This window comes from Serratia sp. LSHTC3 (assembly GCF_057197125.1).
Genome location: NZ_JBXUNP010000003.1, coordinates 246,882 through 261,011 on the forward strand (window position 1 = coordinate 246,882; position 14,130 = coordinate 261,011).

Sequence of the window (14,130 nt, forward strand, 5' to 3'; positions counted from 1 at the left end):
TATTAGCTGATCCGCTCTAGGTATAAACCCAGCCATTCGTTCGTTTTTCCGCCAAAATCGGATTCAATCCGGCGCACGTCCTTTTGTGCGCCGTTCCAGATGCATTGCCCCAACGGGAACATTTGCGCATCGTATTTACCAGCCAAGCACCAGTTATAGGTACTGGTGGTCAGATCTTCCTTCCAGCGCCCCTGATCCGGCATCCAGAAAATCAGCGCAGCATCGGCATGGTTCTGAAAGTCGTAGATCATTTCGTAAATCTCGGATTCCAGCCATTCCAGAGCATCTTCTGGTGATAAAGCGTCTACGGCTACGTCCAACCCTGCGACGTATAAGCCATCGTCATTCAGCAGAGGCATATCCTCCGGCCAGCCCGCTTCGTAATAGCCGATGAACTGACGCAGACTGATCACCTGACTTGCAGCATTTAATTCAGCCAGTGTTTTGCCACACCAAAGCACTGAGATACCGCGTCGCTTCCATTTGTCGTTGGTCAGCACATCGCTCATATTTCATCTTCCATACCAAACAATGATATTTGTTCCTGCATAACCTGCTGATGATCAGCTTCCCATCTATTAAACAATTGCCTTGCCAAAGTGCAGGCACTGCGCATAGATAAGTCGGCTCCGTTGTGAATAAGCCAATCCAACAGATGCCCTAATGCGGGGTGAGGTTTGAAGTCTTCATCCAGAATTTTCTTGCTATTGATACCGCTTTCTGGATAACACGCACCAATAAGCAACATGGCCTGATCAAAGTCGCGGCTCAAACTGCCTTTTTTATCTATTTTTTCTCTAGCAAATTCGAGTGGAGAAACCCAGTAGAAGATTTTCTTTTTTTCTTCCGTCCAGCCTCGAGCCAAGAAGTCACTCGGTCCAATTCCTGTACCCTTAAGATACTTTTGCATTTGATCACGAGGGATTTCAGATTTTCCAGAAAATATTCTCAAGAATTGACGAGAAATAGGTTCACATACTACAGGCGTGCCTAACCCGTCCCCTTCAATTTGATCGTCTAAAATCTGGTTGATCCCAACAAGTGCTTCTTTAACGGTAAACTCTCGTCCATCTTCGACATACACTTGTCCATAATGACGAGAGAAATACTCAAGTGCTTTTCCGCGCTTGATAACTTGTATATCTGCCATGGGCAAACCACCATTCTGGTGGTGCTCTAAAATAGACTGTAACTGACGCACATCAGCTAAGATCTGACGACGTAAACGAGCCCAAGAGATTTTTTTTGGTGACTCAACCCGCTTTCTGCATACGTGTATAATGTCATACTCAATCGTTTGGGACCCAAACGTACCTGGTTTAGCTCCTTGTCCTTTTGTCTCATCGCTACGTATCGGATAGGTTGCCTCCAAGTAGTAACCAGCGTTGAAGAGACTCTCCAATACATCCAGCCAAGGTTCGTCTTCACTGTGATGGAAAGTGAATGACAGTATTCCAGATGGCTTCAGCATTCGACCCGCTTCTTTCCAGCACTCCGTGAGAATGCGTTTGTAGAATCCATCGGCATCGTCAGGATTACGAGCTCGGTTAGCGACAGCCTCTAACGTCTTAGGGGTATACTCGCCAGCAAAGTAATCTGGATATTTATCCTTTAATAACAGTCTAAGCCAAACGTAAAAGAAATCGGCTAGTTCGGAGTAGTGCAGTAAGCCTCCAAATGGTGGGTCAGTGATTACCAGGTCTAGCTCGCCGTCTGTTATGTGTTGTAATTCTGTTGAAGAACCACACGTTACTTTTGTCCCAGGTAAAACATTATCATCTAAGCGGGCCTTCTCACTTTTACCTGAAATTGAGGATGCTAGGTCATCAGAAATGGTTACCAAATGGGCATTTGACACGATCTCCCATGGGCTTTTGGCCCATGCTAATCCTGAAATGGTATTTGCCCTGCATGACGCCCAGTTGCCACGCCCCAGATTCGCAAAAACAGAATTTTCAACCACTGTCGCCTTTGGGTGGTAGTTACTATTGCTGAACATCGGTTCCATTTTGTCTGCGGTGGTATTCCATATACAGAACATATTTTGGTTTCGCAGATACTGCTGAAATGCCCCAATTGCAATCTCTTTCGCCGTATCTGAAAAGCCATAAGCAGTATCAATTGCTTTTAATATTTGCGAATGAATTAGCAGCTGCAAAGGGTTAAACATTGTATGCCAATGCGTAAACCCATGATTTGGTATCCCTCCATTATTCATATGGGTCATGAATCCATAGGGAAGCTCACTTTTGGGCCAATAGCCTGCCAAATCACTGTCTTTTCTTACTTCCCATTCTTTCAAGTACGCGTTTTGCCGGGCAATAACCTGCTCCGTTATAGAAGCAAAAAAACGCCCCCCATATGGTTTTCCTTCTTCTTTTCTCTTCTGGGAGTAACCATGAAGTAAGTAACTACTAAACGGCCCGTTAGAGCCAGACAGTTTGATGCTATCTAAAACGTCCTGTTGGCGACCGCAGGTATCTTCTTGGCAAGCAAAATTTGATTTCTTGGGAATATTGCCTTTTTTAACGTCAATTAGGTTTCCTGTCTCTGGGTCGAGAAATTGTTCGCCTGTCTTTCCTCTTACTTCAATCAGTCGTAATGAGTTTGCTCTTAGTTTGTTCCAGCGTGCGGTTGCATTAGCATCACTCTTTGCAGTACCGCCGAGCTGTCCAATATCGTCTTTACCGGCAGCCCCTTTCATCCATTCTGGATTAACGAAAAGAGAAAGATCTATTTTCTTGTTTTTGTAAATCTTTTTGGGCAACTGGGAAGATTCGCCTTTTAATGCTGCGATTTCATCTTTATGGACGTGTCCGCAATGAGGGCAAGTAAAATTCCCCTTGTCATCCATGGTACTGAATGGTTTTTCATCACCATCAATCACCAATGGCGCATCAGGCGCCATTCGTGCTTGGTGCCTCTCTAAATCAAAGCGCCCATCACACTTCGTGCAGGCGGTTCCAAGCCATGCTTTAACAGTAAGCGACTTAACAGCAACTAATGGCGAATTCATAATTGGTGTGCGATGACCACATCCGGGAGCTGCACAGGGCCCGTGCTTAGCCCAGAAGGTGTAAATAACCTCCGGGCCATCGTATACGTAGTCTTTGCGTTCTTCAGGTGTTAGAGCCAGCGGATCAAAATCATCGCCCATGACTTTGCCAGTAGAACGCTGTGTCCATTTTCCTTTTTCGCCATCGGGGCCTTCGCAGGCGTAAAACGGCATGATCTGGGGTTTAACTTCCCGTTCAATGTGCTCAAACAGTTTATTCACTTCATCCAGATCGACGTCAGCCAATTCATTCTTGACAACCAGCCAGGCAACTGGGTTGAGATCGTTGCCTGTCATCTGCATGCCGAGCCGTGCACCTTCCACCAGTGTGGTACCGCCCCCCATGAAAATGTCAGCCACTTTCAATTTTCTGAACGCTTGGTTGTCCTGGTGATTGGCGTAATAGTTATCCCAAACCAGTTTTGCTGCCTCGGCTGGCTCTTCAGGAGCCTTAGTCGCAGCCGCAATCAACATCGAGCGGAACACACTGGAGCGCCGGCGTGCCCACCACTTACTCATTTGATATATTGGCTTACCTGCGTTGCCTTCGATTTGCGCAATCTGGTTGATTGGTAGAATAGGAAAATCAACCTCAAGGCAAGTTAGGGGGCGATTGGGATCAGAAAAATCAACCGTTTCAAGCTGCGCTTTTTTACCCGCACCAACAGCTTCTGCGACTAACTCAGTCGTTAGTTCCGCTTTCGTTTTTTTAGTTGCCATAAAATTACTTATCCATAGGTCAGCATTAGGCTGACTACTAATTATTCTGTTTCGATAGTTCGATGAAAGGTACCGCTACTTCCAGCAGACTAAGTCCACCATGAGCCAAGCTTGGGTAGCCCCCTTGTGAACGCCATTTCTTGCGGCCCAGTACTATGTTCCAATTGCCATGCTGCGTCGTCAGTACCTGAGATAATGGTGGCACCCAATGCTGTTCAGCTTTTGCGTCTTTCACTTCGCTGTTGCGGCCAGACTTGAATTGCCCTTTCAGATAGGCTTTTTGGTCTTCCGGGTAAACATCTGGAAACAACGCGGGGTTTGAATACCCATGGTCGGCAGTAATAACCAGACGACGGCCCGTGGCTAGTTTGTCGATGAAGGCCCAGAATTCATCGCCGGTTAATACGGCTGCGGCTTCTTTCGCCAACACCCGATAACCTGCTCCCTGTTCTGCCAGATGATGCATACGTTCATCAGGCCAGTGATGCCAGAAAATAATATTCGGGTCAGCCTTGATCAGAGATGCACAATCCACCCATGGCAAGTCGGTGGACTCAGTGAAGGCTTCAGGGAAAGCAGCACTATTCCCCTGGTTGTTTTGCAATCTGGTGCGCTGCCCAAACCCCATTGCACGAGCAAACGGCGTGGTATCACCGGGTAGCTCAGAGGCGGTCGCACCGGCGCTGTGAACTGTGTAGCCCCGCTGCTGCGCACTTTCGAGAATCCAGGGCGCTTCGCGGAGCGACAGTGCATCCAGAATCAGGATGGCTTTCGGTGTTGTCTGGCGTTGCCAGAATGCTTTCAGAGCATCTGCCGTTTTTGGCGAAGCACTCTCGAACGATGCCCACAAATCCCAGGCACTGCCTGCCAACACGTCATCTAATGGTTTGATGGCGCGGTCCCGTTCGGTTGTTTTTGCATCCGCCAGATCCTGCCGGATCGGTTCTGCAAACAGGGGCCAGAGGGCCGAAAAAATTTTCGGCCATGCTTCCTCTGCGGGCAGTCTGTGTATATCAGCGATCAGTGACTTATCCATATGCTTTCGCTCGTCGATCATTGTTCTTTATCCAAATCCAGAGAGTAAGTAACACCATCCGGTAAGTTTTTTAGCAGATGCTCTAACTGTGCACCAGTGAGCTGCGAGGTAGACAACTTTACGTCCTTCACCTTACTGCCTTTGTTAATGCCCCATTGTTCAAGCTTACCGAGCAAGCTCAATGTGGATGTATTATGGGCGCTGTGATGAGCAACGAAGCCGCCACTGGAACCACCGAATAGCGATCCCGGCGTTGGTGTCGTACCGGATGCAGTGCCGCCATTGCCTGAGCCTGCGGTTGGCTTGTTAACACCACCGGTGGTGAATTCTTCTGGCACGCCTGGAACAGGCTGAACAGGGACAGAGCCGCCTGAACCAACAGAGCCTCCGGGCAGGTGCAGTGTCGTGTCTTCCAGATCTTTACCACTGCCCAGTTTCCCACGTACTCGCAACCAAGCATCATCCGTGGTTTCTGACGGCTTTTTCTCGTACAGACTGCCTTTGGCGTTGATGGCAATTTTGCCTTCTGCACAGGCTCGCCCAATGCGCTCTTTAACGGCTGTTTCACCAAGCCAAGGAATGCTTTCTGCACCTTTTGGGGCTGGCTCTTTGAGCTGTTCGATAAGGTCGGCCACGCTACGGCTATTGGTCGCGGCATCAAGCAGTATGGTGTCGAATTCTTCTGGAATGAACAGCTCGCTGCAGATTTTTGCATCCAGCTTTTCGAGGATCTGTAACCCTTCTGCGCCGTGCTGTGAAATCTCAAATTCGCATTGAGATGGGTCTGCGAAATTCCATACGACCAAGACTGCAAAACGATCAAAGCGGGATTGCAACTGCTCACGCAGTTCCTTCTGGTATTTCAGATGCAATTGAGCGTACTCACGCTCGGAGTTTTTCCAATCGCTAGCAAGATAAACCGCACGGGCTAATACCAGCAAAGACTTATCGTAGAAAATGTCGCCAGTACCCACACGTGGCAGCAGGAAGCGCACAGTGTTTCTTGCCTTGGTAACATGTGTCTTCAGCCATTCTCCCAGCTCTTTGTTGTCCAGCGATGCCTTGGGCATAACAATCACTGGAATCCGGTTATCCCAATGCTGAGGATGGTCTTTTTCTTCAATATCCGCCCATGGCGAAGTGCGCCACTGTTTCTTTAATACGATGGTTCGATAGATATTCGACTGATTGCCATCCCCAACCAGGGCGTAACGAATCTCTTTGGCGAGGTGTTCTACATCCTCATCCTTTTGAAAGAGCTTGTCGTTTTTAGCATGTGCTAACAGCTTGGCCTGTGGATTCACCTCGTTCTTGAAGACCAAACGGTTGGCTTGGCGGTGAATGTTGAAGCTGTTGTCCTCGATGACTGCAAGCTCAGCGGCAAACAGGTTGTCATCAATCGCTTTTCGCTCAGTAATATCCAGCTGCAATTCTGACGGCTCAGCACCGGCATGATTCTCCAATGATAGAGAACGCAGCCAGAGAGCGGAAAGAATGGGCTCAAGATGTGGGACATGAGCAATAGGTACACCGTTTTTAACAGCTTCGAGGTTGCGCAGTGCATTCTCACGCAAATCCCGATGCAGCTGACTCGCTACCGAATCCAGTAGTGACGTAACGCCTGATTTTTCACTGGTTAAGCTGAAGTTGGCAGGTGTAAGTATGGCTGTGTCTTCACCAGATTCCTTAAACACATCCACCAGAATACGCAAGAGATCGCGTGTCTCTTGAGTTTCGGTTGCGATAAGCACCTGATCGTCCAGCAATTGCAGGAGTCTTGGCGAGTAAGGCCAGGCCTCGATAAATTGCTGTCTATGTTTTTCATGCTCGGAGCCAGAGATGTGACCCAAACGCAGGAACTCATCCACATGAGTTTTGATCAGTGAAGCAATATCAGACTCTGGGATATTCATTCGGTTTTCGAAGATCCGGTAGAGCAACAAGCGCTGTCTGTCTCGCTTAGCTTCCGGCCCTTTAAAGTCGATCCGCACCGGATTTACTCGGAACAGCTGCTGCGCCGCATCAGAGTTACCTTCGCGCACAGATACGACAAGTGTCAGAAGTTCTGGGTGCTTTTCAGATATTTCCGAGAGGATTTGAATGAAATTAAACGCCCAGGTCTTTCGCTTGTATTGGTTGGAGTTTGTTAAGCCTTCAAACCACGTCTGGAATTCATCCAGAATAAGGATGAATGGTTTATTCTCTGCCATTTCCAGTATCAGGTCATAACCTGGAACCTCGGTGCCGTGCACCTCCCACTTGGCTTTAATGATATTGCCATGCGGATGCTGGTCGAACAAAACATCCCATACATGCTTATAGCGTTGCAGGTGCAAGCTTTCGGTAATGACATGCATGCCATACTGTAATTTGAGACCCGCAATGTCAGGATTTTTCAGTCGGGCAGACCAGTCATTCAACCAATTTACTGTTGCATCCTTATCCTGATGCATATGTGACAGTGCAGCCATAAGGTGTGATTTACCTTGGCCCCTCGCACCAATAATAACAACTGGTTCGGCCCGTCCAGCTTGGACAGCCTCCACAGTCTTAAGCATGTCGATTGAAGGGTAAGTGATCTTCAGAAATTCACTTGCAGACTTATCGAGCGCACCGGTGCCATTCCGGTTATGCATTTCGATCATCGTTCCTTTAATACGACGACCAGAAAACTCCTCACGTAACTTCAGTCCTAGCATGGTTAGCTCTCTTTATTACTTGATATTTGGTTGTGTTGCTGCGCTATCCATATATCTATCTCTTCTTTCTTAAAACGCCACGAGGTACCCACTTTGAACGCTGGGATCTTTGCTGCTGTGGCCATGCGATAGACAGTACGCTCGTTGAGCTTGAGGTACGACGCGACATCCTTGACGGTCATTATTTGCTCACTCATGTTTGTTGTCCGCAGTTAGTAAAGTGTCATGTCGGTACAGTACAAGAAAGTCTTCTTTTGTTCAATGTTATATCTAAATGTCAAGTATGTATGCTTAACACCTACCACCATCGCACTAGCTCCCGCACAGGGACATCGTAAAAATCCTGAGTAATGCGATTCTGGATACTGTCATCGTCCAAGTACTTCGCCAGCTTGTTGACAACGCTTACAGGATGCCGTTTTAGCTCAACGGCTATCTGCCGGACAGTGCAGGCATAATGAATCATGTCGTAAAGAACATTTTCTTCGACCTTGCTCCAGGTTTTTCCGAAGTTTTCCGAAAATTGAAGTTCACCAGTCAGGTATCGGTGATAGAAGTCTGACAGCTCCCCCATAAACACCTCTGAGACGACACCGTCCTGGGTCAAGTGCTGGTATCGCCCAGATCGAGGCCACAAGTACCATCGAAGTAGCTCAAATTGCAGTAGATACTTATATTTACTTAGCTTTTTGTAGGTGACTCCGGGGTGGTTTCGGATCGCCTCCCAGTATTTTTGCTTCTTGTCATTCCACATATGCTTGCCCATAACTCAGTCGATTGAGTTAAGACTACCTCAGAATGGTAAAAATGAGCGATATATCCCGTGGTGATATATCCAACATTTGGTGATAGTTCTGTCTTTTGGACAGAGCGAATATGAAAGATCCAAGACTGGTCGCTTTTGGCGAGAAGGTTCGCCAGATACGGAAGGAAAAAGGCCTCTCGCAGGAGGCTTTGGCGGACCTAGCGGGTATCGATAGAAGCTATATGGGACATATCGAGCGCGGTGACCAGAACATCACCCTGACGAAGATCCATCAAATCGCTGATGCCCTGGAGATTCCGATCGTAAATCTCATCTCTTAACAAATTTAGGCTCGCTCCCTGTGCAAGTGGCTCACGAGGGTTTCTTCGAATTCGAAATGAAGTGAACATTACTTGCCGGTAGCTGAGCTTGTAGACGCTGATTCTCAAGTGTCAGCTCCAGTATCCGGGATTGAGCATCCAGCAACTGCCCCAAGGCTTTATCTCGCTGCTCTTCCAGAGCCTTAACCTTTTCCATTAGATCACGGTTCCTCGATCTTTGCGCAAGCATCATTTGTCTGGGCGATTTTTGCGGTGCTTCATCCTTATGGCTTTCTATCCAGGCTTGAATATCCGCAACCAGCTCAGGGAATCGTGCTCTGCGAAGAGCGGAAGGATCTACCCCCGCCTCTTTTGCAACATTATTCTGACTGACCTGTGTCCCTTTTGGCAAAATGTCTGGCTTGCCCGCTTTGAGACGTTCAAAAGCCTCCCTGAATTTTAGTTCGGCCTTACTGACTTTTCTTGGTTCAATTGCTTTCGATGACATGGATTGCTCGCTCTGCGGATTCTAATTGCGCTCGCAATGACTCGTACAACGAGGAGTCTGGCGCAGCGTCACTGATCTGAATAGTAATAACGTTTTTAAGCTGTTTAATCATTGGTAGCTTGGCTTTATCTAACAATGCCGATGCGCATGGCTTATTGCTGCTAAATCCCATACAGGAACTGATATTGCTGATCCCCCCGAGTGGACAAGGCGGGCCTGAATTGGCGCAGCCACCAAGAAATGTTTGACGGTAGCTGATCAGTCCTGCTTTTGCGGCTTTGAGCAACTGCTCATGATCTTTCTCCGACATTTCAGAGAGAATCTGCTGCTTTCGCCTCTCGCCGTGCGGTGAAACATACTGATCAGATTGAAGCGCTTTAAACTCCCGAACCATTGATTGATACATCTCACGCAAGTAATACGCACGCGCCTCGTCATTCAAAGGTTCTTTGAGTCTGTAGTAGTTTTTCCCGTAGTATTGGCTCATGGCGCGTGAGACATGTTTCAGCTGATACTGAAGAGACGCTTCGGTCACCAATCCACTGGCCAGCATATTAACAGCACCGGTGCGTCGTAATTGATGCCAGGCAAGGGGCCAGACTTTTCCTACGGCAAACTTCTCTGGATCAAGGCCAAATGTCATTCTGTTGGCCATTTCCAGATCAGCTTCGGTAATAGTCAGCTCCTTGTCATCAAAGAGCTTTGGCCACATATTTTTGGCAATGTCGCCGTATGACCGAATCTTTTTGTACTTTTTGGTTGATTGAGATTTGGGTGCTTTGGGGCACCATGGTTCATGCTGAATAGATTGAAGAACTGGGTTCTCGACATCTTCCTTTGATAATTCTAAATAAGGATTCTCTCTTGCTGCCTTTAATCGCATAAAAGCAACAGCCTTCATTGCTGCCAGAGCGATTTCAACGGTGGGCGAAACAATCCAGCGAGCATCAGAATCTTCAATGGTTTTTGTTGTTACACCTTTTAGCATGTGAATTTCTTCACCTAGCTGATCACGTTCAACCTCATAACAATCAGCACGAAGTTTGGAGCCTTCTTCAATTCGCATCAAAGAAAAGTTCAATAGATAAGCCAATCCAACACTACTAATTAAAGAGAGGTAAGTAGTAAGTGATCTGATGCCAGTAACTTTATTAAACAACACCCAACGATCAAGCAATTCAGATATACCAAATTCTTCAGCTGTCTCTGTAAATGACCCATAAAAGATTTTTCCAGTTCTGCTTTCGCCTATAACTCGCGAGTCTCTAAATGGTCCATCACAACCCAAGCCATTGAATGATTTAGATAAATGTCCTCCAGCATTTCTGGCATAAGCTGACAAACAAAAATCGTAACAGGCCTCAACTTTTTCTTGGTGCAACAAAAAGTCTTCCAAGCATTCGCGAAGACGTGAAACCTGGTAACTCCATATCCTCGCTGGTATATAAGCTGTCTGCGTCGAATCATTCGTTGTTAATACGCTGCTAAGTAGTTTAATTCCGCTTTCGTCAAGCAAGACAAACCCCAAAGTCTCTCGTGCGATGAATAATGAATGGAGGCATTCAATCAAGCGATTTCCGCGTTGCTTATAATATTCGGATAACTTCTCGATGACCTTGGGATATCTATAGAGCTCAGTAGCCAGAATACCTGCATCTGTGCAGGCCACAAACAGGGGTTTTATCGTCTCAAACTTAAACACCAATGCCTTGGCAGAACGAATAGCCGCTTCGCCCCAAAGCCACCACGCTACAACTTTACGCAATAACTCCGCGTTCTGAGGGCTAACTCTTTTTCCCTGACCAGAACCATCCCCAAAGTGAATGGTGAGGGTGTGCCCAGACCAAGGTGAAAGATCCCATCTTACGTCACCATATCGAGACACAACATGGCCATAGGCATCTATCACAGCAGGAAAATCCGGCGCAGGGGGCCAGCTGTCAGGTTTAAAATTCAGCGCATCTTCTTTTGATAAGGCCGATTCAATCTGCAATCCCGGGAAGTAAGCCAAATTCATGCAATTACCTCCATCAGCTCTATATGGCCACTCCAATAGGGGTGATATTTACCGGCACGAATCAAATCCTGAGATTCACTTACCCACATTGCTCGTATTTCGCTGCCAGACGCTATTGCTTCAAGTTTTTTGCTTATTCTTTCAATAACCCGGTATGCAGGATGAATGTCTTGCTTTTCCGGTGGTTTATACAGGTTTGCTTCCAGGCTCTTGATCTTTGCGTGCGAGGCAAGTTTCCAGCAATAATCAGGACTCATAACGTCTCGATGCTTAGTACAAAAAAGACAGCCTTCTGGGCTGGTACAGTCTGGTTTCGGCGCTTCTTTAGCTATACCATTGATCGACTCGGGGGCGCGATCTTTGTCGATACATACACCCGGCCCAGGTGGTGTATAAGCAGGATCTGTTGATGCATGGAACCGGACTATTTCGGATGCCGCTGATTGATGATGCGGCCTTTCATAATCACGGAGAAGGACTTCCTTATCATGGGCCATTTGCTCAGCCGTAATTTCGAGATCTTTGCTTCGCCTGAGTAGCCAGTTTACTCTGGTTTTACGCAGCTCCTGTGGCCCTAAAATCCGAGCATCAATTTTCTTGAAGGATTCTTTCAATGTGTAGAATCCAATCTTTGAATCTTTTGCGCGAATCATGCCTCGACTTTGTAAAGGGAAAAGCCGGGTATCGTGTTCAGCAAACCCTGTGTCATTCAGCCACTGCAAATATCGCTCGAGATGTTCCTTATAAGAGCGATAGCAACGAAAAACAGCTTCGCCGCTGCGTCTCCCCTTGTATACGCGGAAAACCTCCAGATCGTCACCGTTAGACTTCCAACGATAAGTTTCTCTTTCAAGCGCTGATGCCTGAGTCAGATTCATCCCTGTTTGTGCGATGAATATCAAAAGCTCAGATTCTATTCTCAGATTTAGTATTCCCGATCTTTTATGCCGATCGAAAAGGCTTTCTCTCTCCGTCAGTGGCGCTCTGGCTTTCTCAGCATTTTTCCTGACGGTGCTGCACTTTATAGATTCGACATCCATTTCCGGATTAAGGAGGCTTCCTGCAACCACCAAGGTCTTGCCGCCTTGCAGCGCAATACGGATAGGTAGCCGTCCTCTGACCGTCGCACAATCCAAGGCGTCACAGATCGACCTCAGGCAATGACCAAACTCAAATGTACTGCTGAGATTTTGCTTATCTGCGCTGCTGGTCAGTACGCTCTTTTTTGCGCTAGGTTTTCTGATCCTTGTTTGCATCAAAAGTGCGCCGCCAGGCTTAGCTCCAGGAAGTTTTAAGGCTCTAGCGATGAGATTGGCTAACTTTGAAGTCTGTCTGTAAACGTAAATTTCAGACACTTCCTTTTTGATTTTTGATCTATATAACTGGTATTCCGACCATTTCTTGAAGTTGGTTACCACTTTATCTCGAGACATAGTCAATGAGTTGGTATCTGACCATGCAAAGAACCGCCAAAGCACTTCCAGACTGCCTTCGATAAGTGAACGAGAGCGCCCCTGACTTATCATGCTGGAAATAGCTTCATGAAATGCGCATACAATCGGAATTCGAAGAACGTCAACATCATCGACTGAGGAATGATGTATCGATTCCATCGCATTTTTTCTCGGTACACATGCAGCACCATGATGAAGCAATATGTTCAGGTTCCAAGGGATTTGATGCGTACCAAGACTCATGCCCGGAAAAGTAAGATTTAACTCATGCATTGACACGCCCTCTAGCCAATCCCATAAAGGCTTCCGAAAAAGCTTCCGCTGCATCTGCCATTGCTTTGTTTGCTTCAATAAACTTGATGTATTTCATCGTTGTGCTTTCATCTCGGTGCAAACATGCCTCCCTTACAAACTGGATGGCATCACCGACTGGCATGAACTTTAGCGCCACGCGCATTAACTCTGTGGCAAAAGTAGCTCTTGTGCGATGGAAATGAAAACCGCGCATCACTTGCAGCCCAGCCCTTTTACCAGATGATCGGAGACGAGACATTTCCACGTTAACCGCTCGGCTATCATCTCCGCTGTACGAGTTGCCATAGCGAGTAAGGAATAGTAGGTCCCTATCTTCATGACTCGCTAGCATTTGGCGTTTCAGCCGTCTCGTACTCATGGAATAGGCAATAAGTGTTTCGAGAAGCTCCTCAGGTATTGGCACTGAACCGGAAACGCCAAACTTGGTTGAGACCATTGGCCTCGCACCAGGACCAACAGCTAATCGCTTCCAACCGACTTCAGGAACCAGGGTTGCGTTGTGAAGAGTTTGAACCTTCAGATCGGTAATTGAGCCAATGCGCAACCCTGTAAAAAAGCCAATTCGTAGCATTAGCGAAAGCTCTTCGGTTGCGCTGCGATCTGCCTGCGCGAGAATTTCTTTCATTGCAGAAACAGTTACTGGGAGAAGGCCATCCTCAAGCTGTATGGCCCCAGCAACCTTTCGATTGGGGATGGCAAGGTCTGTACTTGCAACTCGCATGGTATGTTCGAGACCAAAAGGATTGGTTAGTTTGATTCCAACAAATCGCTGCTCCCACATTGGCCATTCTGGTGAAATTAATCTTCGCAATTGTGTCCATTTATAGAAACGGATGACAGCCGCCATTCGTTGGGATGCGGTACTTGGAGCAAGCTCACCATTATTTCTGGCGGCAACAAGTGCTCCGCGAAAGCGAACCAGGCAGCGCTCACTTTCTCGCTCTGGGAAGTGACACCATTGAATAGACTCTGCTTCTAGCCATTTAGCATAGGCAAGCAGGTGGGACATGTTGGATCGAACGGTTTTCAGATCCCGTTTTGATGATGTTGCTTGATCCAAGGCCCAAAGATTAGCTTCAGCCCAAGTTGAGTTATCTTCCCAGACTATTTGGGGAAGATTTTTAATGGGTTTTCTTTTTAATGGAGACCATTGCAACGAGCCCTCTGATATTTCTGCTCGGTGTGGCTGGTAGTTAATTTGCTCAAGGCTTGCCATTCATTTCCCCTTCGACAACTCAATGCCGTTCAGGAAGGAATTACT

At 47.2% G+C, this 14,130-nt stretch carries 10 protein-coding genes; 1 reads left to right on the plus strand and 9 read right to left on the minus strand.

What is annotated here, in order from left to right; genetic code table 11:
* Window positions 1–2: 2 nt before the first annotated feature.
* Genes AC2CGI_RS14010 through mads1 form a run of 5 tightly spaced genes read right to left on the minus strand, consistent with a single transcriptional unit; the run spans window position 3 to window position 7,707 of the window.
* Complete coding sequence (locus tag AC2CGI_RS14010) at window positions 3–509, minus strand: 5'-nucleotidase (protein WP_273873591.1); 507 nt, start codon at window positions 507–509, stop codon at window positions 3–5.
* Window positions 506–3,775 carry a DUF1156 domain-containing protein gene (locus AC2CGI_RS14015; protein ID WP_273873589.1) on the minus strand — a complete coding sequence of 1,090 codons (3,270 nt, stop codon included), beginning with the start codon at window positions 3,773–3,775 and terminating at the stop codon, window positions 506–508. The genes AC2CGI_RS14010 and AC2CGI_RS14015 overlap by 4 nt, the downstream gene beginning before the upstream one ends.
* A 37-nt stretch (window positions 3,776–3,812) precedes the next feature.
* Window positions 3,813–4,811, minus strand: a complete 999-nt coding sequence (locus tag AC2CGI_RS14020) for an alkaline phosphatase (RefSeq protein WP_273873588.1) — start codon at window positions 4,809–4,811, stop codon at window positions 3,813–3,815.
* A gap of 17 nt (window positions 4,812–4,828) precedes the next feature.
* Window positions 4,829–7,510 carry a hypothetical protein gene (locus AC2CGI_RS14025; RefSeq protein ID WP_273873587.1) on the minus strand — a complete coding sequence of 894 codons (2,682 nt, stop codon included), beginning with the start codon at window positions 7,508–7,510 and terminating at the stop codon, window positions 4,829–4,831.
* 2 nt (window positions 7,511–7,512) lie between these two features.
* Complete coding sequence (mads1, locus tag AC2CGI_RS14030; RefSeq protein WP_021574203.1) at window positions 7,513–7,707, minus strand: methylation-associated defense system helix-turn-helix domain-containing protein MAD1; 195 nt, start codon at window positions 7,705–7,707, stop codon at window positions 7,513–7,515.
* Between the two features lie 679 nt (window positions 7,708–8,386).
* Here mads1 and AC2CGI_RS14035 point away from each other — a divergent pair.
* Window positions 8,387–8,596: a helix-turn-helix domain-containing protein gene (locus AC2CGI_RS14035; RefSeq protein WP_273873584.1), complete on the plus strand. Its 210-nt coding sequence runs from the start codon at window positions 8,387–8,389 to the stop codon at window positions 8,594–8,596.
* Window positions 8,597–8,627: 31 nt separating this feature from the next.
* Here the strand turns inward: AC2CGI_RS14035 and AC2CGI_RS14040 are convergent, their stop codons facing one another.
* The 4 genes from AC2CGI_RS14040 to AC2CGI_RS14055 are packed head-to-tail and all read right to left on the minus strand — an operon-like array spanning window position 8,628 to window position 14,085.
* The gene (locus tag AC2CGI_RS14040; RefSeq protein WP_273873582.1) at window positions 8,628–9,083 is read right to left on the minus strand and encodes a hypothetical protein; all 456 of its coding nucleotides are present in this window, start codon (window positions 9,081–9,083) and stop codon (window positions 8,628–8,630) included.
* Entirely contained in the window at window positions 9,064–11,100 is a 2,037-nt protein-coding gene (locus AC2CGI_RS14045; protein WP_484593956.1) for a hypothetical protein, read from the minus strand. The genes AC2CGI_RS14040 and AC2CGI_RS14045 overlap by 20 nt, the downstream gene beginning before the upstream one ends.
* Entirely contained in the window at window positions 11,097–12,827 is a 1,731-nt protein-coding gene (locus AC2CGI_RS14050; RefSeq protein ID WP_273873580.1) for a site-specific integrase, read from the minus strand. Before AC2CGI_RS14050 ends, AC2CGI_RS14045 begins: the two co-directional genes overlap by 4 nt.
* Entirely contained in the window at window positions 12,820–14,085 is a 1,266-nt protein-coding gene (locus tag AC2CGI_RS14055; protein WP_214210729.1) for a tyrosine-type recombinase/integrase, read from the minus strand. The genes AC2CGI_RS14050 and AC2CGI_RS14055 overlap by 8 nt, the downstream gene beginning before the upstream one ends.
* Window positions 14,086–14,130 lie beyond the last annotated feature (45 nt).